This is a genomic window from Pseudonocardia sp. CA-142604, from assembly GCF_050948475.1.
GTDB classification, from domain to species: Bacteria; Actinomycetota; Actinomycetes; order Mycobacteriales; family Pseudonocardiaceae; genus Pseudonocardia; species Pseudonocardia alaniniphila.
Genome location: NZ_CP192045.1, coordinates 5,588,405 through 5,611,158 on the forward strand (window position 1 = coordinate 5,588,405; position 22,754 = coordinate 5,611,158).

Below are 22,754 nucleotides of genomic sequence, written 5' to 3' on the forward strand. Positions count from 1 at the left end.
CGCGTGGGATCCGCCACTGGCGACATCACCCTGAACCGGCCGCCGCCGGTGCAGTGAACTGTCACCATGGGAGAAGGCAGCGACGCAGCCAGCGCGGAGTAACGCCTGGCGGGGGACCCTCGATCAGCCGTTCGAGTGGTCCTCACGCTCTACGGCCCCGGGAGGGGGCAGGCAACTTGACCGATCGGCCACGCGAGCGCATGATTACTCTCCGTATTGATTGATTGCTCCCAGGGTGGCCGCGGTTGCGGGGGGCACCACCTCGGGACGGGACCCGGCGCACCACCGACGCGTCGGACGACACCCGCACCACCGGTACGAATTCGGTCCCGCGGCCGATGAACCAGCAAGTGAGGAGGTCGCCAGATGGGCGACTACGCCAAAGCGCTCGGCGGCAAGCTCCGGGCCATCCGGCAGCAGCAGGGGTTGTCGCTCCACGGCGTCGAGCAGAAGTCCGGTGGCCGCTGGAAGGCGGTCGTGGTGGGCTCCTACGAGCGCGGCGACCGCGCGGTCACCGTGCAGAAGCTGGCCGAACTGGCCGACTTCTACGGCGTGCCCGTCGCCGAGCTGCTTCCTGAGGGCCGTGTTCCCTCCGGTTCCGAGCCGGCCACGAAGATCGTCATCAACCTGGAGCGGTTGCAGCAGCTGCCTGCCGACAAGGTCGGGCCGCTGGCACGCTACGCAGCCGCCATCCAGAGCCAGCGCGGCGACTACAACGGCAAGGTGCTCTCGATCCGTGCCGAGGACCTGCGGTCGCTGTCGATCATCTACGACATGACGCCGGGCGAGCTCACCGACCAGCTCATCGAGTGGGGCGTGCTCCCACCCGAGGCCCGTCCCACCGCATAACCCGCCCCATGCCCATCGGCGCGCGGGCGCCGATGGGCTGCGGTCGTCACGGCTCCGGGTGCATGCACACCGGCGCAACTGTGTAGTGCGCCGGGCGGGGCTCCACGCGCTCGTCCGCTGCCGCTGGTCAGCGAGTGGCGCGCAGGTGCTCTGCGATGTCGGCGATACGCCCCAGCACCCCGTTCAGGTATCGCGGGCTGTCGTCGGTGGACAGCGTGCGGGCCAGCTCGACGGCCTCCGTGATCGCCACCGGGTCGTCGATCTCGTCCACCCACAGCAGCTCGAACACCCCGATGCGCAGCAGCGTGCGGTCCACTGCGGGCATCCGCTCCACCGTCCAGCCCTCGGCGTGCTCGGCCAGCAACTGGTCGATGCGATCCCGGTGCTCCACGACGCCCTCCACGAGCATCGCGGCGTAGTCGGAGACGGGGGGCGCGTCGTCGGTCTCGCGCCGCTGGGTGAGCACCGCGAGCGGGTCGTCGCCCCGCGCCTCCGACTCGAAGAGGATGTCGAGCGCCCGCTTACGAGCCCTCGTCCGCGCCCGGATCATCAGCTTGATACGCGGCCGAGGTAGCGCCCGTCGCGGGTGTCCACCTTGACCTTCTCGCCGGTGGTGACGAACAGCGGCACCTGGATCTCGGCGCCCGTCTCCACGGTGGCGGGCTTGGTGCCGCCGGTGGACCGGTCGCCCTGCAGGCCCGGGTCGGTGTGGGAGATCACGAGCTCGACCGACGCGGGCAGCTCGACGTACAGCGCGACGCCCTCGTGCAGCGCCACCATCGCCGACTGGTTCTCCAGCAGGTAGTTCGCCGCGTCGCCCACGGTGCCCTCGGGGATCGGGATCTGGTCGAAGGTGTCGCCGTCCATGAAGACGAAGTCGGCGCCGTCGCGGTAGAGGAAGGTCATGTCCCGCCGGTCGACGGTGGCGGTGTCCACCTTCGTGCCGGCGTTGAAGGTCTTGTCGACGACCTTCCCGGTGAGCACGTTCTTCAGAGTGGTGCGCACGAAGGCGCCGCCCTTGCCCGGCTTCACGTGCTGGAACGCCGTGACCGACCACAGCTGGCCGTCCAGGTTGAGCACCAAGCCGTTCTTCAGGTCGTTCGTGGTGGCCACGTGCGGGATTCTCCTGCGTCTCTACGGGGGCGTCGTCGGCTCGAGGGTTCCGCAGTGCGGGAGTGCCGTGAACGCGCCGGGGTGTGCTGAAGTGAGCGGCGCCTGATCGCGCCGTCGTCCGCGGCAAGCCTACCGCTAGAGCTCCAACAGTTCCTTGCTGGTGCGGGTGAGCAGGTCCGGCTCGCCGTCGCGGACGACGAGGGTGTCCTCGATCCGCACCCCGCCTCGCCCCTCGACGTACACACCGGGCTCGACGGTCAGCACCATCCCCGCTGCCAGCGCGCCAGTGCCGGTTCTCGCCAGTGCCGGCGCCTCGTGGATCTGCAGTCCCACCCCGTGGCCGAGGCCGTGCACGAACTCGGCACCCCGGCCGGCCGCGTCCACCACGCTTCTCGCGGCACCGTCCACATCGGACGTCGCGGTGCCCGGGGTGAGCGCCGCGCGACCGGCGGCCTGCGCCGCCGCGACGAGTTCGTACATCTCCCGTTGCCAGGCAGCGGCGGGGCCGAGCACGACGGTGCGGGTCATGTCCGAGTGGTAGCCGTCGACGAGCGCCCCGAAGTCGAGCGTCACCAGGTCGCCGGCTCGCAGCTGGGTGTCCGTGGGGCTGTGGTGGGGCACCGCGGAGTGGACGCCCGCCGCCACGATCGTCTCGAAGGCCGGACCGGTGGCTCCGTGGTCGCGCATGCGGCTCTCCAGGTCGAGCGCGACCTGCCGTTCGGTGCGGCCCGGGCACAGGCCGCCCGCGGCCATCAGGTCGGCCAGGGCCGCGTCAGCCGCGGCGCAGGCCGCCCGCAGCGTGGCGATCTCCCCGTCGTCCTTGACCGTGCGCAGCCGCTGCACGAGCCCGGGCGCTCGGTGCAGCTCCACGCCGCCGCCCGCCTCGACCAGCGCCGCGTGGCCGTCGACGGTGACCGAGTCGGACTCGAACCCCAGCCGGTCCACGCCCCACTCACGACACCATGCGACGAGCGCGAGGGCACAGGGCCGGTCGATCACGGTCTCCAGGTCGGGCACCTCCGCTGCGGCCTGCACCCGGTACCGGCCGTCGGTGCACAGGCGGCTGTGGGAGTCGCCGTCCACGTGCACGAGCAGCGCCGCATTGGACCCGGTGAACCCGGTGAGATAGCGGATGTTCACGAGGTCGGTCAGGAGCACCGCGTCGACGCCGGCAGCAGGGAGCAGCTCGCGCAGGGCGGCGCGGCGCGACGAGGAGGACATCCCCGCACTTTACGACCACCGCTGCGCTCGTCCGCGGATGTGTCCGCGCGGCGATCACGGGGTACGTGGTGACCATGAGAATCGGAACGAGCATCGGCCTGATCGCGATCGGGCTGATTCTGGCCCTCGCCGTCCGGGTCGACCTCGGGGGCCTCGACCTTCAGCTCATCGGCTGGATCCTCGCCGTGGTCGGCATCGTCGGACTCGTGGCCAGCCTGCTCATCGCCCGGCAGAGCCGCCCGGTGATCACACGCGACGAGGTGCATCCGCCGCACGTCCACGACCACCGGTACTGATCCTCGGAGTACCGGCCCCGCTCCGGCGGGCGTCACACGGCCTGATCCGCTCGCCGTCTTGACCATGAAGCGGCTAAGTGATTTAGTCACTTAATGCCTCGCGCCGAGCGGACCCTGTCCGAGCAACTATCCGACGACATCGTCGAGATCATCCGCGCCGAGCGCCTCGGCCCCGGCGACGCGCTCGCCCCCTCGCGCGATCTCGCCCGCCGCCTCGACGTCACCACGCCGACGCTTCGCGAGGCGCTGCGCCGGCTCGAAGCCACCGACGTCGTGCAGTTCCGGCACGGCTCGGGCACCTACGTCGGCCCCGGCATCCACCGCAGGCTGCTGGCCAATCCGCACGGACCGCGCATCGACCGGGAGACCGTGCTCGAGCTCGTCGAGGCGCGCCTCGTGCTGGAGCCCGCCATCGCCGCGGCCGCCGCACGCACGCGCGCCGAGGAAGGCGTGCGGCAGCTGGAAGCGGCTGTCACGAACGCCCTGCAGCCCCCGGTGCGCGACGTGCGTCCTGCGGTGCACTTCCACGTCGCACTCGCCACCGCGAGCGGCAACGCGCTGCTGCGCGAGACGCTCGAAGCGCTGATGCACGTCCGGGCACTGGACCAGATCGAGATCCGGCACCGGTACGACGACCGGGAGCGCGACCACGCCGAGCACGTCCAGATCCTCGACGCCGTCCGGAGCGGCAACGAGGAGGCCGCGGAGCGCATCACGCGCGAGCACCTGATGGCGATCCGGGACGTCATCGCGGCCACCGATCTCCCCCGGTCGGGCGAGTGAGCCGACCGATGCGGCTGGGCGACATGACCACGGTGGAAGCGGCCGAGGCGGTGACCGCGAGCCCTGTCGTGATCATCCCGGCCGGGGCCTTCGAGCAGCACGGGCCCGGGATGCCGCTCGCCACCGACCAGATCCGCGCCGAGGCGGTGGTCGAGAACGTGGTCGCCGAACTGGGCGGGCGGGCCGTGATCGGGCCACCGCTTCCCGTCGGCGTCTCCCCCCACCACGCCCGCTTCTCCGGCACGGTCACCCTCACCACCACGACCTTCGCCGCGCTGGTACGCGAGTACGCCGACAGCCTGTACCGCCACGGCTGGCGGAAGGTGCTCGTGGTCACCGGGCACGGCGGCAACAACGCCACCCTCACCACCGTCGCCCAGGACCTGCTCACCACCCATCCCGACCTGCAGTTCGCCTGGACTCCCATCACAGCGCTCGCCTCCGACGTCATCGCGGGGATGCAGATCAGCGAGGTGCACGGGCACAGCGGCGAGGCAGAGACAGCCCAGATGCTCTTCCTGGCTCCCCACCTGGTGCACAAGGACCGACTCGTCGCGGGCGCCCACTCCCGCGCCGGCCTCGGTCCGCTCGCCGGGCTGGCGCTGCGTGGCAGCGCTCCCACCCTGACCGCCCGCTACGACCTGCTCAGCGCGAACGGCGTGCTGGGCGATCCGCGGCGGGCCACCTCCGATGACGGGGCAGCGATCGTCGACGCCGTCGTGCGCCGGATCGTCGCCTTCGTCGAGGAGTGGCTGACCACCGAGATCGAAGGAGGCAACGATGGGAAGCAGGACAACTCGTATCGTCGGAGTGCTGGGGGCCGCCCTGGCGGGACTCGCCCTCATGGGGAGCTTTCTCGCCCCGCCCGCAATGGCGTCGCCGCCACCCCGACCAGCGATGAGTGACGCCGCCGGGTGCCGGTCGTCGCCGGACCAGAAGCCCGGCACCAGCGTCCTGCACACGATCCACAGCGGCGGGCGCGACCGGACCTACCAGCTGCATCTGCCGAAGGACTACAGCGCGAAGAGTTCGTGGCCGCTGATCATCGCGTTCCACGGCCGCGGCAACACCGGTGCGGGCACGGAGGAGTTCTCCAAGCTCTCGACGCTCCCGGCCGTCGTCGCCTACCCCAACGGCGTGGTGGGCACCGGGGGCGGAGACCGTCAGGCGTGGCAGGGCGCGCCCTACGCCGCGGCCGGAGTGGACGACGTCGCGTTCACCGGGGACCTGCTGGACTCGCTCGAGAAAACGCTGTGCGTCGACAAGCAGCGGGTCTACGCCACCGGGAAGTCCAACGGTTCCGGTTTCACCGGGATCCTCGCCTGCCGCATGGCCGACCGGTTCGCCGCCATCGCTCCGGTCGCGGGGGCCTTCTACGGACAGACCGGCAACTTCTGCCATCCGTCCCGCCCGGTGCCGGTGATCGAGTTCCACGGCACCGCCGACGCGACCATCCCGTACGGCGGCGACGCCGACCGGGACCTTCCGGCGATCACGGACTGGGTCGCGGCCTGGGCCAAGCGTGACGGGTGCAACGCCAAGCCCGTCGAGAAGAGCCTCGGGGCGGACGTCACGGAGTCGCGCTGGACGGGCTGCAAGGGCGGGGCGGAGGTCCGCCACGTCGCCGTCAAGGGCGGCGGGCACACCTGGCCGGGCGCTGACGTCCACAGCGGCGGTGGCGTCACCACCCAGACCATCGAGGCGCACGAACTGATCTGGCAGTTCTTCAGCCGGTTCCGGCTGCCCGCGAGCTGACCCCGCTCGCACGACCCCGCCCATCGCCGACGGTGATCGATCGAGGAGACGCCATGACCACCCGAGTCCCCGAGGACTCCGGCGCCCCCGCAACGCTTGTGAAGGTTGCAGAGCCCCGGTTACCACTGATCATCCGCGCGATGGGCGGGATCGAGCGGGTCGGCAACGCCCTGCCCCACCCGTTCTGGCTGTTCTGGATCCTGTCCGGGATCCTCGCGGTCGCCAGCGCCGTGCTCGCCGGTATCGGCGTGTCGGTGGTGTCGCCGAGCGACGGGGAGACCGTCACCGTTCGGAACCTTCTGAGCGGTGACGGTCTGGCCATGGCCGTCTCCACGATGGTCGACAACTTCGCGTCGTTCCCCCCGATGGCCACCATCGTCGTGGTGATCATGGGCGTCGCGGTGGCCGAGCGCAGCGGCTTCCTGGCCGCGCTGATGCGGGTGAGCGTCTCGCGGGTGTCGGCGTCGTGGGTGGTCTTCGCCGTCGCCTTCGCCGGCACAGTGGCCCACGTCGCCTCCGCGGCCGCGTACATCATCCTGGTGCCGCTCGGGGGCCTCGCCTTCCGCGCCGTGGGCCGGTCCCCGATCCTCGGCATCGTCGTCGCCTACACCGCCATCGCCTCCGGATACGACGCCAGCCCCGTTCCCACCCCGAACGACGCGATCTTCGCCGGCATCACCACCGCGGCGGCCCGGATCGTCGATCCCGACGCGTACGTCTCCCCGCTCAGCAACTGGTTCTTCAACATCGCCTCCTCACTCGTGCTCGCCGTGGTGATCACGCTGGTGACGAAGTTCGTGCTCAGCCGCCGGCCGGACCTCGACGCCGACCCCGACGCCGACCTGGAGGACATCGGCTCGCTCAGCCTCAGCGCCGCGGAACGTTCCGGCGTGCGCCGGGCGCTGGCCGCCCTGCTGGCCGCGCTCATCGTGCTGACGCTCGTGATGGTGCCTGTCTCGTCGCCACTGCGCGGCGACGGCGGCAGCATCGTGGACTCCCCGCTGCTCGACGGGATCGCCGCCGTGGTGGCGTTGCTCTTCGGCCTGGTCGGCATCGTGTACGGCAGGCGATCCGGCTCGATCACCAAAGCGAGCGACGTGCCGAACCTGATGCTGCAGGGCATCAAGCAGATGGCCCCGGTGCTGGTCCTCTTCTTCGCGATCGCCCAGTTCCTCGCCTACTTCGACTGGAGCCACATCGGCGACGTCATCGCGGTGGAGGCGGCCGAGGCACTGCAGGCCAGCGGCGCGCCCATCGTGGTCGTGTTCCTGCTGATCCTCGTCCTTCTGACGCTGGTGAACATCATGGTCACCAGCGGCTCGGCGATGTGGGCCGTGTCGGCTCCGGTGATCGTCCCGATGCTGATGCTCGTGGCCGTCCCGCCGGAGACCACCCAGGCGCTGTTCCGGATCGCCGACTCGGGATCCACCGCGATCACGCCGATGAGCCCCTACTTCGTCATGGCGCTGGGCTTCCTGCAGCGCTACCGCAAGAACGCCGGCATCGGGACGCTCGCGTCCTACACGCTCCCGCTGGCCGTCGCCATGACCGTGGTGTGGACCCTGCTGTTCCTGGCCTGGTGGTGGATCGGCATCCCGCTCGGGCCCGGTGCGCCCGTGCGGTAGCCGGGCCGTCAGGCCTGCGCGGCCCCCGCGATCCAGCGCAGCGCGAGCGCGTAGCCGTCGACACCGAGCCCGACGATCACTCCGCTCGCCACCGCCGAGATGTAGGAGTGGTGACGGAACTCCTCACGGGCGTGCACGTTGGTGATGTGCACCTCCACCAGCGGGGCCGTGAGCTGGGCGCACGCATCGCGCACGGCCACGGAGGTGTGGGTCCACGCCGCGGCGTTGAGCACCACGGGGGTGGCGGCGTCGACGGCCTCGTGCAGCCAGCCGAGCAGCTCTCCCTCGTGGTCGGTCTGCCTGACCTCGACGGCCAGGCCGACCTCGCCGCCCGTGCGCTTGCACAGGGCCACGAGGTCGGCGTACGTCGTTGCGCCGTAGAGGGCGGGTTCCCGGGTACCGAGCCGGCCGATGTTCGGCCCGTTCAGCACGAGCACGGGCCGCAGGTCGCTCACGGGCACATCGCTCACTGGCACATCGCTCACTGGGACACCGCCGCGTACGCCTTCTCCAGCAGCTCGGGCGCCGGCCCCTCCAGGCGACCGGGTGCCGCGACCCCGTCCAGCACGACGAACCGCAGCTTCCCCCCACGCGTCTTCTTGTCCCCGCGCATCGTCTGCACCAGCTCGGGCAGCACTCCGGAGACGTAGGCGACCGGCAGGCCGATCGACTGCAGGATCGCGCGGTGCCGGGCCACCGTGGCGTCGTCGAGCCTGCCCGCCGCGTGCGAGAGCTCCGCGGCGAACACCATCCCGACGCTCACCGCCGCCCCGTGGCGCCAGCGGTAGTCCTCGCGTCGCTCGATCGCGTGGGCCAGCGTGTGGCCGTAGTTGAGGATCTCCCGCAGGTGCGACTCGCGCAGGTCCGCCGCCACGACGTCGGCCTTCACCTGGATCGAGCGACGCACGAGCTGCGGCAGCACGTCACCGGAAGGGTCCAGCGCGGCGACGGGATCCTCCTCGAACAGGTCCAGGATCACCGGGTCGGCGATGAACCCGGTCTTCACGATCTCCGCGCTCCCCGCGGCCAGCTCGGAGGGCGGCAGCGTGTCGAGCACGGCCAGGTCCACGAGCACCGCCGACGGCTCGTGGAACGCTCCGACGAGGTTCTTCCCGGCCGGGGTGTTGATACCGGTCTTGCCGCCCACCGCCGCGTCGACCATGGCGAGGAGGGTGGTGGGCACGTGGATCACCCGCACCCCGCGCATCCAGGTGGCGGCCACGAAGCCGGCGAGGTCGGTGGCGGCCCCGCCGCCGAGGGACACGACCATGTCGGTGCGCGTGAGACCGATGCGGGCGCAGACCTCCCAGCAGAACCCGGCCACCGCGAGCGCCTTGCCGTCCTCGGCGTCGGGCACCTCCACACGGTGGGCGTCGACACCGGCGGCGGCGAGCTCACCGCGCAACTCCTCGGCGAGCTCGGCGAGCGCCGGCTGGTGCACGAGCGCCGCGACGGTGGCGCCGTGACCCGCCACGGTGCCCGCGAGCTCGGCCCGCACATCCCTGCCCACGAGCACGGGATACGGCCGCTCGCCGGCCACCTCGATCCGTACGGTCTCACTCACGCCGCCACCTCGCTGACGCTCGCCGGCCGCGTTCGCGGAGCTGCTGTGTCCGATGGATCGCTCACAAGCCCGCTCACGCCACCACCTCGCTGACGCCCGCCGACCACGCTCGCAGAGCTGCCGTGCCCGATAGTTCGCTCGCAAGCTCGCTCACGCCGCCACCCTACTGAGGGCCCGGCCCCACACTGACGCACCGGGCGGGCGCGCTCAGGGCTGCAGACCGGCCCCTGGGAGCACACCGGGATCGGGAAGCATGGCGCTCTCGTGCGGAGTGGGCCGGTCCAACGGGTCGTCAGGGTCGACCGGTTCCTCGGGCGCCGACGCCGGCAGCTCCCCGAGCGCCACCAGCACCGCCCGCGCCACCTGGTTGGCGCTGCGCCGGTCGGTCTCGACCTCGACCGTCGCAACCTCCCGGTACAGCGGGGCACGCGCGTCGAGCAGCGCCTTGAACGTGGCCCGCGGGTTGACCCCGGCCAGCAGCGGGCGCGCGGTGGACATGCCCGTGCGGCGCAGCCCGTCCGCGAGCCCGACGGTGAGGTAGACGACCCGGTGGTCCCGCAGCTTCTCGCGGGTGGCTGCCGCGAGCACAGAGCCACCACCCAGCGCGAGCACGCCGTCGGTGCCGGCCAGAGCCTCGATGACGACCTCGTGCTCCATGGCGCGGAAGACGTCCTCCCCGTCCTGCAGGAAGACGTCGGCGATCGGCTTCCCGGCCCGCTCGACGATGAGGGCGTCGACGTCGGTGAACTCCACACCGAGCCGCCGTGCAAGCACCCGGCCGACGGTGGTCTTGCCCGCGCCCGGCGGACCGACGATGACCATCGTGGGACGTCTATCGAGACTCACCGGCCTCAGGGTAGTGACTGCCGCAGATGTTCATGGAGGCCCTTGGTAGAACGACCATGGGGGCCCGATACCCTGCGATCACTGCGGCGAATACCTGCGATCTCTGCGGCTTTGCCGGATTGTGCGGAAACGGCACGTGGGGATGCGCGATCGGAGTGCTGGATGAACGACGTCGGGGGCGGACAGGGCGGTCGGGGGACATCCGGCGGCGGAGCACGGCGGCCGGTGGACCGCCGTTTGAGCCATCACCAGGACAAGCCTCCCGTGCTGCGTACCGGGGATGACCCGCCACCACCGGCGCGCGAGCAGCTCCCCCTCCCCCGACGGCGCCGACAGGCCCATCTGGAGCCGCAGCTGCGCAACCCGGGAAACAACGAGGCAGGCACGCCCTTCGCCGCGTTCACCACACAGGCACCTGCCCCTCCTGAGGCAGCCCCCCGGGAGGACGCCGAGCCGGAGCCCCGCACGCCACCCTCCGGCTCCGACGTGGCTGCCGCATTCCACTCCGCCACCCGGCGCGGGCGGCTGCACCGGCGCCCACAGTTCTTCGAGGGCAGGGGCGGCGGACGGACGCCGCCGCCGGAGGACCCGGCACGGTAGGTCCCCGGTCGTAAAGCCGATCGAGGGCCCGTACGGCGTACGGTTTACTGCGGTGCCGGCGACCTGATAATCACCGGATCGAGTGAAATCACGACATCGAGAGGCTGGCGGTCGCGACGGAACCCGCGGCCGCTTTGGCACGATCATCGGTCCCGGGCCCGGTGCGCGCATATCCATGATCGCTGATTGGGGACGCACCGCCGCATTGACCACGGTCGTCGGTCCACAACTGGCGATCAAGGACCGTCACGCGGCCAACCCCAGGCGAAGATCATCAATTCGGGACTCGCAGCCGCCTATGGCGCGGTTGCCGGTCCCCAACCAATGATCAAGCCCGGCACTCGGGCCGAGGTGGGGACCTGGGGCCACCAGGACCAGCCAGGGGTCGGTACTCGGACACACAGGGCGCCGAACCACACCGAGCCTGGCAGCCCACCGCCGGCGAGACCCGCCGCGTGCCCAGAGCTCAGGGCCGGACACCCGCGCCACGGCCCGCGAACCAAACCAGCAGGCACCGCAGCAATCCATGATCACCGGACCGGGACGCAGAACCGCACTGAACACGGTCGCCGGCCCACAACTGGTGATCAGGACCAGAAGCCGGGGCCACCCGCCGACGAAGATCATCAATTCGGGACCCTCAGCCACTTATGAGGCGGTTGCCGGGCCGCAATTGATGATCAACCGGGCTCGCAGGTCTGCAGCGAGGGACCGGGCCACCACGACCCGCCCACAACACGGCCCCCGCCGCCCCAGGACGGCCAGCAGCCCGCCGCCAGCTGCGTCCCATTCAGGACCACGGAGCCGAACTGGGATCCGGGACCAGTCCTGGCTCGGTCACCCGATCGCTCCGGCGGACGGACACCGCCTCAACCCGCAGGTTCAGCGCTGCCCGCCTGTCAAGATCACCAAATCAGGACCGCCAGCCGCATATCGCGCCGTGGCCGCTCCCCAGCCGATGATCATGCTCCGACGCATGAAGCTATGGACAGGAGCGACCTTCCACAGCCGCCGCACACGCCCGCCACCCGCGGGGCCAATTCCCGAGCCGCCCGCCATCAAGATCATCAGTTCGGGACCGCCAGCCGCATACTGCGTGGGTGGCCGGTCCCCAACCAATGACCAAGGCCGGGCACCTGACGCTGCGGACAGAAACCAGCCCCCTCAGCCGCGACACACACCCGCCACCCACCGGGCGCAATCCAGCGCCACCCGCCAATCAAGATCACCAATTCGGGACCGCCAGCCGCATATGGCACGGTTGCCGGCCCCCAGCCGATGATCAAGGCCGGTACCGGACGCTGCGGACAGGAACCGACCCTCCACAGCCGCCGCACACCCCCGCCACCCGCGGGGCCGCAATCCAGAGCCACCCGCCAGCAAAGATCATCACTTCGGGATCGCCGGCCGTATACCGCGCGATGGCCGGTCCCCAACCAATGACCAAGGCCGGGCACCTGACGCTGCGGACAGGAACCGGCCTCCCACAGCCGCGACACACACCCGCCACCCACCGGGCGCAATCCAGCGCTGCTCGCCGATCAAGACCACCAATTCAGGACCGCCAGCCGCATACCGCGCTGTGGCCGCGCCCCAACCAATGATCAAGGCCGGGCACTCGGGGCTGTGGGGGCCGGGGGGACTCCCCGGCTCCCAGGCACGAGCCCGTCAGCGGTCAGTGGTGGTCGGCGTCCCGGTAGGCGCGGAGGTTGCGGCGGGTCTCGGCGAGCGAGTCGCCGCCGAATTTCTCCAGCGCGGCGTCGGCCAGCACAAGAGCAACCATCGCCTCGGCCACCACGCCCGCCGCGGGCACCGCGCACACGTCGGAGCGCTGGTGGATCGCCTCAGCGGGCTCTCCGGTCGCAATGTCCACCGTCTGCAAGGCACGGGGCACCGTGGAGATCGGCTTCATCGCCACCCGCACGCGGACGGGCTCGCCGTTGGACATGCCGCCCTCGATGCCTCCGGCCCGGTTCGACAGCCGCTTCACCGGGTCGCCGGGGATCATCTCGTCGTGCGCCGCACTGCCCCGGCGGCGAGCGGTGCGGAACCCGTCGCCGATCTCGACGCCCTTCATCGCCTGGATGCCCATGAGCGCACCAGCGAGCCGGGCGTCGAGCCGGCGGTCGGACTGCGCGTACGAGCCCAGCCCGACGGGCAGGCCGTAGGCGATGACCTCCACCACGCCGCCGAGGGTGTCGCCGTCGCGCTGCGCGGCGTCGACCTCGGCCACCATCGCCGCGGTGGCGGCCTCCGAGTACGCCCGGACCGGGCTGGCGTCCACCCGCTCCAGGTCGTCGGGACCGGGCTGCTCGTCGTCGGGCGCTTCGGCGGCCCCGAGCGCGACGACGTGGGAGACGATGGCGACGCCGAACGCTTGATCGAGGAAGGCCTTGGCCACGGTGCCCAGCACCACCCGCGAGGCCGTCTCCCGGGCGCTGGCGCGCTCGAGCACCGGACGGGCGTCGTCGAAGCCGTACTTGATCATTCCGGCCAGGTCGGCGTGCCCGGGACGCGGCCGGGTGAGCGGCGCGTTGCGGGCCCGGCCCGCGATCAGCTCGGGGTCGACGGGGTCGGCGGCCATCACCGTCTCCCACTTGGGCCACTCGGTGTTGCCGATCCGCACCGCGACCGGGCCGCCCTGGGTGACCCCGTGGCGCAGCCCGCCGATCACCTCCAGTTCGTCGGCCTCGAACTTCATCCGCGCCCCCCGGCCATAACCCAGGCGGCGGCGGGCCAGCTCGGCGGCCAGCTCCTTGGTGGTGATCTCGACACCGGCGACCATGCCCTCGAGCACGGCGACCAGCGCGGGACCGTGAGACTCCCCTGCGGTGATCCAACGCAACACGCTGCCGATTCTCTCACCCCCCTGCATCAGCAGCCGTTGCCGCACCCACAGCTGCCAGCCACGAGGTGACCAGCCAGGTGGCCGCGAGCATCGACGGTCCGTGCGGCAGCGCCGCTCGATGCCCCAGCCTGCGGGCGGCAATGCCGACGATGCCCAGCACCGCGGTGAGCACCGCGGCCAGGAGCGCCGCCAGAACGAGCGCAGGCCATCCGGCGGCCGCCAGCACGGCGCCGAGCGGGGCTGCGAGCTTCACGTCACCCGCGCCCATCGCGCGCGGGACCACCAGATGGACGGCACCGTGTGCCCCCACGGCCAAGGCGGCACCGGCGAGCCCGTGCAGGACCGCTGTGGGGCCCAACGGAAGCAGGAGCAGCAAGGCGGCGGGGAGCGCCGGAAGCGTCAGCGCGTCGGGCAGTCTGCGGTGCGCCAGGTCGACCGCACCGGCCGCGACGCCGAACCACGCGAGTCCGAGAAGCACGGGCACCCACACCGCCGGGACGACACCGCCCGCCGAGGCCGTGGCGACGGCCGCCCACAACACGCCCACCGCAATCTCGCACCATGGCGGCGGAATCCGTGCGCCACGCCGCAGCCGCCCCAGGAGATGCCGCGCGACACCGCCGGCCGCTGCACCGGCAACCCCGGCACAGATCCCCGCAGCCCCCACGGTTGCCACGTCGAGCGCCCGGAACACCACGACCACCAACGCCGCTAGGCCGGCCACCGATGCACCCACCGACAGCCGACTCACCGCCCCGACACCCTCACGCACCGGACCGGCCCTCCATTCCCACGACCCAACCTGAGCCCACGACCGTCCCGGCACCGCCACCCACCGAGCCGGCCTTTCCCCGCTACCTCCCGGTGGAGCGCACTCGATGCTGCCCCCGGGACCGCACCGGACCGCCCGCCACGGACTGCGCGCCCGCGCTCCCTGACACCGCTCACTCGACACCACCCCAGCAGCGCCAGGCACCGAGCCGACCTCGCCGTGACACCCGCCATGTCGAATGCACTCGACGCCACCCCTCGAACCGCAGCGGGCCGCCACGGGAGTGAGCAAGCAGCCCCTGACACCGCGCTCCTCGAACGACCACATCCGCGCCGCCCGCAACACCGCTACACACCTGGGCGGCCTTGCCCGTGACACCCTCCGTGTCGAATGCACTCGACGCTGCCCCCGAGCACCACCGGGCCGCCGCGGGCATCGCCGGCGCTCCCCCGACACCGCGGACCTCACCTGGTGCGCACCGAGGCGACCTCGCCCTGAGACCCGCCGGGCCGGGACTGAGCCGGCCCTTCCCCACACCGCTCACGTCGAACGACCGCCCTCGCCGCCCGCGGCGCAGGCCACGCCGCCCGCGGCACCGCCGCACCGCCGCACCGCCACATGCCGGGGCCCTCCCTCCCCCGCAGTGCCCAGCGCGAGCCACCGCCTTCACAGCGCCCAGCACCGCCCAGGACCGAACCGGACGCGGCCGGTGCCCAGAACCCCGCCACCGCCGCGAGCGCCGTCTCACGCCCCGCACCATCGGTCGGCTAGCCACACCGCTGCCGCACCGCTCGTCATTCACCACACCGTGATCGTCGGGGCGGCCGGGTGCGCCCACCACCGCCCGCCCGGATCTGTGGATGACTGGCTCACGAGGTGGACAACCACGCTCCGGGCACGACCACGGCGTCCGGGAACGTTGGCATGATCCGGTGGTCACGTCCGCTGATCCGAGGAGAAGCATGTCGGCGAGCACGACCATCGACCCCGCCCTGCTCGAGCTGTTCACCCAGCAGCCCAACGGCATCCTCATCACCCTGAAACGGGATGGCCGGCCACAGTCGTCCGTCGTCACCCACGCCTTCGACCTCGAATCGAGGACGCTGCGCATCTCCATCACCGACGGCCGCGCGAAGACGCGCAACCTCCGCCGCGACCCTCGCGCCACCTATCACGTGAGCCGGGCCGACTACGGCGGCTACGTCGTCGGCGAGGGCGTTGCGGAGCTCAGCCCCGTGGCCACCGAACCCCACGACGACACGGTCGAGGCCCTGGTGGGCTACTACCGCGATCTGCGCGGCGAGCACTCCAACTGGGACGAGTACCGCGCGGCCATGGTCGCCGACGGCCGGGTGATGCTCACGTTGCGGCTCGACCACGTCTACGGCTGGGCCCGGCCCACCGGCTGACGGGCCGAGGGAGCAGGATCGAGGGGTGAGCGGGCGACCGGAACGAAGGGAGCGCGTGGCGCGCGCGGTAGTGGACGCCGAGGTCGATCATGGCTATGCCCAACTACTGGGCGACCCCGACCGGCCGCAGGGTTGGACGCTGCTCCTCGACGGCACCGCGCAGTCGCACGTCGACCTCGACGATCCGACGCACCTGGAGTTCGAGTACGTCCGCCGGCTCGGCCACGTCGTCGACCTGATGGCGCCGCAGGCGATGCCGCAGCGGGTGCTGCACCTCGGCGGCGGGGCGTGGACCCTGGCTCGCTACGTCGCCACCACGAGGCCGCGGTCCACGCAGCAGGTCATCGAGGTCGACGCCGCCCTCGTGGACCTCGTGTCCTCCCGGCTGCCGGCCGACGGGCTCGGGATCGACGTGGTCGTCGGCGACGCGCGGGCCATGCTCACCCGGGCCGTTCCCGGCTCGGTCGACCTGCTCGTGCTCGACGTCTTCGCCGGCGCCCGCACCCCGGCCCACCTGACGTCCACGCAGTTCCTCGAGTCGGCAGCGGCCGCGCTCGCGCCCGACGGCGTGTACGCGGCCAACGTCGCCGACGGCGGGGATCTCCGGTTCGCGCGGAGCCAGGTGGCCGCCGCCGTCGCGCGGTTCGCCGACGTGGCGGTACTCGCCTCGCCGGACGTGCTGCACGGGCGGCGCTTCGGCAACCTCGTGCTCATCGGCAGCGCGGCCGAGCTCCCCGTGGACGGACTGGTGCGACGAGCGGCGGGCGACCCGTTCCCCGCCACGGTGCTCGCCGGCGATGACATCCGGCGGTTCGCTGCGGACGCCTGCCCGCCCTCCGACCGCGCGGCAACCCCGTCACCGCTCCCCCCGCCGGGGTTCTTCGGCCGCCCGCCGGCCTGACGATCCGGCGTCAGAACGCGCCGTTGGCGCGTGCCTCCGCCACGTTGGCCGCGTGCTCGGCGAAGGTCGCAGCGAAGCACGAGGTGCCGTCCTTCTGGCAGCGGACGAAGAAGTGCCACGGCCCCGGGGTCGGCTCCAGGGCCGCCTTGATCGCTTCGGCGCCGGGCGCGGCGATCGGGGTGGGCGGCAGGCCTGCCACGACGTAGCTGTTGTAGGGGCCGGGGCGCGCCCTGTCCTCGGGGGTGGTGCGCAGGGCCTGCAGGTCGAGCGGGTAGTTCACCATCGAGTCGAGCTCGAGGCGTTGACCGGCCCCGAGCCGGTTGTAGATCACCCGCGCCACCCTGGGCATGTCGGGGGTGATGGCCTCCTTCTCCACGAGCGAGGCGATGGTCAGCACGTCGTACGGGGAAGATCCGATGGCTTGCGCACCCGACACCAGGCCGGAGGCCTCGAGGCGCGTGTCCGAGGTGGCGAGCAGGCTGCGCAGTACGTCCACGGCCGAGGCGCCGGGCTCGACGCTGTAGATGCCTGGCATCAGCAGGCCTTCCAGCCTGCGGGCGGGGTCGGCCTTCTCGACGCCTTCGAGCGCCCACGCCGGAACACCGAGCGCCGCTGGGTCGGTGTCGACCATCGCTGCGCGCAGCGCGTCGACCGAGACGCACTGCTGGGTGCCGTCCACCGTGTAGCAGCTGGCCTTCGAGATCAGGCTGAGCACGCCAGGGGCGACCGTGCCGTCGGGCGCGCGGGTGTCATCGAGCTGCACCCCTCCCCGGATCTCCAGCTGCCCCACCCGCGACACCGGGTCGAGCAGCAGCGCCACGGCCGACGCCCCCGACATCCGAGACCGCATCTGGTAGTAGCCCGGCTGGACCGACCGGATCCGGCTGTCCTCTGCTGCGGCCTCGTTGAACGCCTGGACGCCCGCGACCACCCCGCGCTGGGTCAGGGTGCTGCCGATCTGGGTGGTCGAGTCGCCCGATTTCACCTGCACGATGACCGAACCGGTGCCGTCACCGTCGAAGTCGGGTGTGGAGAACACCGACGAGAACACGTAGTAGCCGCCACCCGCGATGGCGCCGAGCAGCAGGAGCACCGCGAGCAGCAGGACGCCGCCGCTCCGGCGCCGTCGGCGGGTGGCGGCCCGCTGCCGCCCCCGTCGGGGCGGCGGCTCGTCCTGGGGGCCCGGGTACACACCGATGGGTCCGGTTGCCACCGAGTCGTCCGCTGCACCACTGTGGTGAGGCGGTACTCCCTGGTCCCAACCGTCCGAGGTCACGGTTCCGACAGTATCGATGGCTCCGAGGAGCCCGCAGAGCCGGGTCAGCGACGGCGCGCGGCGTCCAGCCAGCCCTGCAGAATCGCCACAGCAGCGGCCTGGTCGACCACCGCGCGCTGCTTGCGGCCCTTCACACCACGCTCACGCAGCTGCTGGGTGGCGACGACCGTGGTGAGCCGCTCGTCGGACAGCTCGACCGGCACATCCACGACGGACGCCAGCCCGGCGGCGAAGTCGCGCGCCGCCTCAGCAGCAGGCCCCTCGCGCCCGGCCAGCGTGCGTGGCAGCCCCAGGACGATGCCGACGACCTCGTGTTCGGCGACCAGCCCGGCGATCGCCGTCAGGTCGCTGCCGCCCGCGACGTCGCGCGGGACGGTGACGAGCGGCGTGGCCAGCACTCCGTCCGGATCGGACAGAGCAACCCCCACGCGCACCGCTCCGACGTCGATGCCGAGCCGTCGTCCCCTCACACCGCCACCGTCACGTCTGGGTCCGCCGGTCAGTTACGCAGGGCCGAACGCAGAGCCCGCACGGCGTCCGGAATGCCGGACGGGTCGGTGCCACCGCCCTGCGCCAGGTCCGCCTTGCCGCCGCCCCGGCCACCGACGGCCGCAGCGAACGTGGGGATCAGCGCGCCGGCAGCCAAACCGCGGTCGCGGGCGGCAGCCGTGGTGGCCACCACGAACGAGACCTTCTCGCCGTCGCCGGAGAACAACGCGACGACCCCCGGCTGGGAACCGAGCCGTCCTCGGACGTCGGAGGCCAGCGCACGGAGGTCGTTGCCGCCCACCCCGTCGGGTGCAGCCACCGCGACGAGCGAGACCCCGTCGATGTCCTCGGCGCCCGCGGCGAGAGCCCCGGCCGAGGCCAGCACCGCGTCGGCACGCACCTTCTCGAGGTCGCGCTCGGCCGTGCGCAGCCGCTCGATCAGGCCGTTGATCCGCTCCGGGAGCTCCTCGGGACGCGCCTTCAGCTGGTCGGCCAGCGTGGAGACGAGCAGGTGCTCCTTCGACAGGTGGCGGAACGCGTCGAGCCCGACGAGCGCCTCCACCCGTCGCACGCCGGAACCGATCGAGGCCTCCGACAGCACCTTGATCATGCCGATCTCACCGGTGCGCCCGACGTGGGTGCCACCGCACAGCTCGCGCGAGTAGTCGCCCATGTCGACCACCCGAACGCGGTCGCCGTACTTCTCACCGAAGAGCATCATCGCGCCGAGGCGCTTGGCCTCGTCCATCGTGGTCTCGTAGGCCTCGACCTCACGGTTCTGCTGCAGAACCGTGTTGACCTCGTCCTCGATCTCGGCGAGCGCGGCCGGTTGGACGGCACCGGTGGGCGAGGTGAAGTCGAACCGCAGCCTGCCGGGGGCGTTGAGCGAGCCGGCCTGTGCGGCGGCGGTGCCCAGCGCGCCACGAACGCCGGCGTGCACGAGGTGCGTGGCGGTGTGCGCCCGCGACACCGACGCACGCCGCGACCGGTCGACCTCGGCCACGACGGCGGCGTCGAGCGGCACCTCACCGGCGACGACGACGCCGCGGTGCACCCGCAGCCCGGCGACCGGCGACTGCACGTCGTCGACGCGCACGGTGAACGACGCCCCGCGCAGCTCACCGGTGTCGGCTTGCTGGCCGCCCGCCTCGGCGTAGAACGGGGTGCGGTCGAGCACGACCTCCACGTGCTCGCCCTCCCGCGCGGCCGCCACCGGCACGCCGTCGACGAGCAGGCCGACGATCGTGGCCTCGGCGCTGAGCTCGGTGTAGCCGAGGAACTCGGTGACGCCGTGGGTGTCGAGCACAGTGCGGTAGATGGACCCGTCGCCGTGGCCGACCTTGCGCGTGGCGGCGTCGGCCTTGGCCCGGGAGCGCTGCTCGTTCATCAGCGTGCGGAAGCGGTCCTGGTCGACCTCGAGGCCCGCCTCGGAAGCCATCTCGAGGGTGAGGTCGATCGGGAATCCGTAGGTGTCGTGCAGCTGGAACGCCCGGTCCCCGGGCAGCACGAGCCCGCCGCTGCGCTTCGTCTCCGCCACGGCGGTGTCGAAGATGCGCGAGCCCGCGCTGAGCGTGGCGAGGAACGCCTCCTCCTCGGCCTCGACGACCGCGGAGATCCGCTCGAAGCCGCTGACGAGCTCCGGGTAGGTCGGCGCCATCTCGTCGCGCACGACCTCGGCGAACGACCGGAGCACCGGCTCGTTCACCCCCAGCAGCCGCGACGAGCGCACGATGCGCCGCAGCAGCCGGCGCAGCACGTAGCCACGGCCTTCGTTGGAGGGTGTGACACCGTCGCCGATGATCATCACGCCGGACCGGGCGTGGTCGGCGATCACCCGGAACCGGACATCGTCGGTGGCGTCGACGCCGTAGCGACGGCCGGAGAACTCCTCGGCGCGGGTGATGACGGGGCGCACGAGGTCGGTCTCGTAGACGTTGTCGACGCCCTGGAGCAGGTACGCGACCCGCTCGACTCCCATGCCCGTGTCGATGTTCTTGTGCGGCAGCGTTCCGATGGGCGGATGCCCGTCCTTCGGGCTGAGCTCGCCGCGGACGTCCTGCATGAAGACGAGGTTCCAGATCTCCAGGTACCGGTCCTCGTCGGCCTCGGGCCCGCCTTCGCGGCCGTGCTCGGGCCCCCGGTCGTAGTAGATCTCGGACGAGGGACCGCCCGGACCGGGCACGCCCATGTCCCAGTAGTTGTCCTTGCCGCCACGGCGCTGGATGCGCTCCAGCGGCAGCCCGGCGATCTTCCGCCAGAGCTCGACGGCCTCGTCGTCGTCGCGGTACACGGTGACCCAGATGCGGTCGGGGTCGAAGCCGTAGCCCCCGGCGTCCTGACTGCTCGTGATCAGGTTCCAGGCGTGCTCGATCGCGCCGGCCTTGAAGTAGTCGCCGAACGAGAAGTTGCCGGCCATCTGGAAGAACGTGTTGTGCCGGGTGGTGCGGCCGACCTCATCGATGTCGCCGGTGCGCACGCACTTCTGGATAGAGGTGGCGCGCGCGTAGGGCGGCGGCACCTCGCCGAGGAAGTACGGCTTGAACTGCACCATGCCCGCGTTGACGAACAGCAGGTTGGGGTCGTCGAGGATCAACGACGCGCTGGACACCTTGGTGTGCCCGGCGGCGACGAAGTGGTCGGTGAAGCGACGGGTGATCTCGTGGGTCTGCACGGCGGTGCTTCCTGGTGGGTACGACGAGGGAGGCCGTCTCCAGTCTCCCTCAGGGGCGGGGACGCGGATCGGCAGGGGAGGGCGCAGCGGCGCCGCTACTCCCCTGCCCTGCGCGCTCGCGCGCCCGGCCGCACCACAGGATACGGCTCGTAGATGGCTTCTCTCATCGTCGGCAGGCCGCCACCGGTGCGGCGTTCGACGAGGTCGGTGAGCTCCTGCTCGCGCGCGACCATCCCGGCCCGCACCTCCGCGCCGAACGCGCCGAGGCCGGCACCGACCTCGCGCAGCCCGTCGGCGATGTTGGCCCCGACTCCGGCGGGGGTGAGGCTGTGGGCCGCGGCGGTGGCCCGCCGCGTGACGTACGCGCCTGCGGCGATCCCGAGCCCGAGCCAGAACAGCCTGCTCACCGGCGTCCCCTCCGACGTCCGAGGCGGCCGCGCCGCGAGTGGGCGCCGGCATCGCGGCCCGCCCGCCGCGCCTTGACGGCCTTGTTCAGGCCGTAGGAAAACGCGGCGGCGCGGACCAGCGGACCGCCCAGAGTGGCGGTGAACAACGACGTGAGCACGGAGATGTTGCTCGTGACCGTGCGTGCGCTGGAGGTGATGCCGTCGACGCGCTCGAGCTGCGTGTTGACCTGGTGCAGTGTGGTCTGCGCGTTGTCCAGCAGCGGGGCGCTGCCCTCGTGGGCCTTGCGGATGGCGATCGTGGCCTCGTCGAGCGTGCGGGACAGCTTCAGCAACGGAATCGCCAGCAGCAGGACGAGCACCACGAAGGCCCCAGCCGCGATCAGTGCCGCGATCTGGCCTGCTGACACGACGCCTCCCCCATACCCGTCCGACCGGAAGTTGATCGCGGACAGGCTACTCCCCGGCCGTCACGGACGAGCTGGAGGCCCGGCATCTCCCGCGGCTCACTCCTCGTCCGGTTCCTCCTCCCCGTCCTCCACGAAGAAGCCGGCCAGGATCCGGCGCAGGCGGTTGAGCGCGCGGTGCTGGGTGACGCGCACGGCCCCCGGCGTCGAGCCGACGGCGTGGGCCGTCTCCTCGGCGCTCATCCCCACCGCGATGCGCAGCACCAGTACCTCGCGCTGGCGCGGTGTGAGATGGCACAGCAGCCCCACGAGACGCTCGGTGAGCTCGACTGCGAGCAGGTGCTGCTCCGGGCCGTCGTGCACGGCCGGAACGTCCGGCAGGTCGGCCATGGGCTCCGAGCGGTTGCGGCTGATGGCCCGGAACGCGTCGGTGACCTTGTGCGCTGCGATTCCGTAGACGAACGCCCGGAACGACAGCCCTCTGATCGTGTAGCCGGGCAGCGCGTTGACGACGGCCAGGCAGACCTCCTGGGCGATGTCGTCGGCCGACCCGATGACGGTCTCCTGGCGGCCGAGCCGTCCGCGGCAGTAGCGCAGCACGAGCGGATGGATGGCCGTGAGCAGCCTGTCCTTCGCCCGCGGCTCTCCTGCCACGGCCTCTGCAACCAGGAGGTCCAGCAGTGCCGGCTCGGCGGCCTCCTCCTGCGCGTCCTGTGTGGAGCTTTCCGTTGCCGCCCGTAGTCGGACGGCGCGATACGGCTCTGCCGGCCCGCGCTGGGCCGGGACCAGGCCGGATGATCCCCCCGTGTCGACCGCCACCGCGAGGGCGCTCATCGGGCTTCACCTGTGATTGCAACGACGTGGCGCTCAACAGACAACATGCTGGGTCCCCTCCCTGCACCGGCGCCTCACCGGTGTGACGCGT

At 71.8% G+C, this 22,754-nt stretch carries 22 protein-coding genes and 1 pseudogene; 9 read left to right on the forward strand and 14 right to left on the reverse strand.

Translation table 11 applies throughout. The features are described from left to right. Window positions 1-366 precede the first annotated feature (366 nt). Complete coding sequence (gene bldD / locus ACQPZQ_RS25295; protein WP_169397551.1) at window positions 367-849, forward strand: transcriptional regulator BldD; 483 nt, start codon at window positions 367-369, stop codon at window positions 847-849. A 127-nt stretch (window positions 850-976) separates the two neighbouring features. Here bldD and nusB read toward each other — a convergent pair whose 3' ends face one another. From nusB to ACQPZQ_RS25310, 3 genes are all read right to left on the reverse strand, one after another. Continuing rightward, complete coding sequence (gene nusB / locus ACQPZQ_RS25300) at window positions 977-1,396, reverse strand: transcription antitermination factor NusB (protein WP_241039138.1); 420 nt, start codon at window positions 1,394-1,396, stop codon at window positions 977-979. Between the two features lie 2 nt (window positions 1,397-1,398). Beyond that, window positions 1,399-1,962, reverse strand: coding sequence for an elongation factor P (efp, locus tag ACQPZQ_RS25305; RefSeq protein ID WP_241038955.1), 564 nt, complete (start codon window positions 1,960-1,962; stop codon window positions 1,399-1,401). Between the two features lie 135 nt (window positions 1,963-2,097). Then, window positions 2,098-3,183: a M24 family metallopeptidase gene (locus tag ACQPZQ_RS25310; protein ID WP_433284619.1), complete on the reverse strand. Its 1,086-nt coding sequence runs from the start codon at window positions 3,181-3,183 to the stop codon at window positions 2,098-2,100. A 74-nt stretch (window positions 3,184-3,257) separates the two neighbouring features. Here ACQPZQ_RS25310 and ACQPZQ_RS25315 point away from each other — a divergent pair, with 74 nt between their 5' ends. From ACQPZQ_RS25315 to ACQPZQ_RS25335, 5 genes are all read left to right on the forward strand, one after another. Next, entirely contained in the window at window positions 3,258-3,479 is a 222-nt protein-coding gene (locus ACQPZQ_RS25315) for a DUF6458 family protein (protein WP_433284621.1), read from the forward strand. 93 nt (window positions 3,480-3,572) lie between these two features. Continuing rightward, window positions 3,573-4,262 carry a FadR/GntR family transcriptional regulator gene (locus ACQPZQ_RS25320; RefSeq protein WP_433284623.1) on the forward strand — a complete coding sequence of 230 codons (690 nt, stop codon included), beginning with the start codon at window positions 3,573-3,575 and terminating at the stop codon, window positions 4,260-4,262. Continuing rightward, complete coding sequence (locus ACQPZQ_RS25325) at window positions 4,259-5,167, forward strand: creatininase family protein (protein ID WP_433284625.1); 909 nt, start codon at window positions 4,259-4,261, stop codon at window positions 5,165-5,167. The genes ACQPZQ_RS25320 and ACQPZQ_RS25325 overlap by 4 nt, the downstream gene beginning before the upstream one ends. After that, on the forward strand, window positions 5,160-6,017 hold the full coding sequence (locus tag ACQPZQ_RS25330; RefSeq protein WP_433284627.1) for an alpha/beta hydrolase family esterase: 858 nt from the start codon (window positions 5,160-5,162) through the stop codon (window positions 6,015-6,017). The genes ACQPZQ_RS25325 and ACQPZQ_RS25330 overlap by 8 nt, the downstream gene beginning before the upstream one ends. Before the next feature lie 140 nt (window positions 6,018-6,157). Further along, window positions 6,158-7,642 (forward strand): AbgT family transporter, encoded by a 1,485-nt coding sequence (locus ACQPZQ_RS25335; protein WP_433299360.1) that lies wholly within the window; start codon window positions 6,158-6,160, stop codon window positions 7,640-7,642. Between the two features lie 8 nt (window positions 7,643-7,650). On the opposite strand, the gene aroQ is transcribed toward ACQPZQ_RS25335, so the two are convergent. The 3 genes and pseudogenes from aroQ to ACQPZQ_RS25350 form a co-directional block, all read right to left on the reverse strand. Then, window positions 7,651-8,127, reverse strand: a complete 477-nt coding sequence (aroQ, locus tag ACQPZQ_RS25340) for a type II 3-dehydroquinate dehydratase (protein WP_433284629.1) — start codon at window positions 8,125-8,127, stop codon at window positions 7,651-7,653. Then, on the reverse strand, window positions 8,124-9,206 hold the full coding sequence (gene aroB / locus ACQPZQ_RS25345) for a 3-dehydroquinate synthase (RefSeq protein WP_433284631.1): 1,083 nt from the start codon (window positions 9,204-9,206) through the stop codon (window positions 8,124-8,126). The genes aroQ and aroB overlap by 4 nt, the downstream gene beginning before the upstream one ends. Before the next feature lie 345 nt (window positions 9,207-9,551). Beyond that, window positions 9,552-10,028, reverse strand: a pseudogene (locus ACQPZQ_RS25350) (shikimate kinase); the annotation flags it as partial. Between the two features lie 249 nt (window positions 10,029-10,277). Here ACQPZQ_RS25350 and ACQPZQ_RS25355 point away from each other — a divergent pair. Further along, entirely contained in the window at window positions 10,278-10,652 is a 375-nt protein-coding gene (locus ACQPZQ_RS25355) for a hypothetical protein (RefSeq protein ID WP_433284633.1), read from the forward strand. A 1,675-nt stretch (window positions 10,653-12,327) separates the two neighbouring features. Here the strand turns inward: ACQPZQ_RS25355 and aroC are convergent. Together aroC and ACQPZQ_RS25365 are read right to left on the reverse strand one after the other, a co-directional pair. After that, window positions 12,328-13,500, reverse strand: a complete 1,173-nt coding sequence (gene aroC, locus ACQPZQ_RS25360; RefSeq protein WP_433284634.1) for a chorismate synthase — start codon at window positions 13,498-13,500, stop codon at window positions 12,328-12,330. Window positions 13,501-13,513: 13 nt separating this feature from the next. After that, window positions 13,514-14,251, reverse strand: coding sequence for a prepilin peptidase (locus tag ACQPZQ_RS25365; RefSeq protein ID WP_433284636.1), 738 nt, complete (start codon window positions 14,249-14,251; stop codon window positions 13,514-13,516). A gap of 983 nt (window positions 14,252-15,234) precedes the next feature. Between ACQPZQ_RS25365 and ACQPZQ_RS25370 the strand changes: the two genes are divergently transcribed. After that, window positions 15,235-15,681: a PPOX class F420-dependent oxidoreductase gene (locus tag ACQPZQ_RS25370; protein WP_433284637.1), complete on the forward strand. Its 447-nt coding sequence runs from the start codon at window positions 15,235-15,237 to the stop codon at window positions 15,679-15,681. A 55-nt stretch (window positions 15,682-15,736) separates the two neighbouring features. Continuing rightward, entirely contained in the window at window positions 15,737-16,582 is an 846-nt protein-coding gene (locus tag ACQPZQ_RS25375) for a spermidine synthase (RefSeq protein ID WP_433284639.1), read from the forward strand. 10 nt (window positions 16,583-16,592) lie between these two features. Here the strand turns inward: ACQPZQ_RS25375 and ACQPZQ_RS25380 are convergent, their stop codons facing one another. The 6 genes from ACQPZQ_RS25380 to shbA all read right to left on the reverse strand — a co-directional run bounded on the left by ACQPZQ_RS25380 (window position 16,593) and on the right by shbA (window position 22,663). Next, on the reverse strand, window positions 16,593-17,795 hold the full coding sequence (locus ACQPZQ_RS25380) for an endolytic transglycosylase MltG (RefSeq protein WP_433284641.1): 1,203 nt from the start codon (window positions 17,793-17,795) through the stop codon (window positions 16,593-16,595). Window positions 17,796-17,902: 107 nt separating this feature from the next. Next, window positions 17,903-18,328 carry a Holliday junction resolvase RuvX gene (gene ruvX / locus ACQPZQ_RS25385; protein WP_433284643.1) on the reverse strand — a complete coding sequence of 142 codons (426 nt, stop codon included), beginning with the start codon at window positions 18,326-18,328 and terminating at the stop codon, window positions 17,903-17,905. A gap of 29 nt (window positions 18,329-18,357) precedes the next feature. Beyond that, window positions 18,358-21,018 carry an alanine--tRNA ligase gene (gene alaS / locus ACQPZQ_RS25390; protein WP_433284644.1) on the reverse strand — a complete coding sequence of 887 codons (2,661 nt, stop codon included), beginning with the start codon at window positions 21,016-21,018 and terminating at the stop codon, window positions 18,358-18,360. 95 nt (window positions 21,019-21,113) lie between these two features. Continuing rightward, window positions 21,114-21,425 (reverse strand): hypothetical protein, encoded by a 312-nt coding sequence (locus tag ACQPZQ_RS25395; protein WP_433284646.1) that lies wholly within the window; start codon window positions 21,423-21,425, stop codon window positions 21,114-21,116. After that, window positions 21,422-21,832 (reverse strand): DUF948 domain-containing protein, encoded by a 411-nt coding sequence (locus tag ACQPZQ_RS25400; RefSeq protein ID WP_433284648.1) that lies wholly within the window; start codon window positions 21,830-21,832, stop codon window positions 21,422-21,424. Before ACQPZQ_RS25400 ends, ACQPZQ_RS25395 begins: the two co-directional genes overlap by 4 nt. Before the next feature lie 96 nt (window positions 21,833-21,928). Further along, entirely contained in the window at window positions 21,929-22,663 is a 735-nt protein-coding gene (gene shbA, locus ACQPZQ_RS25405) for an RNA polymerase sigma factor ShbA (RefSeq protein ID WP_433284649.1), read from the reverse strand. Between the last annotated feature and the right edge of the window lie 91 nt (window positions 22,664-22,754).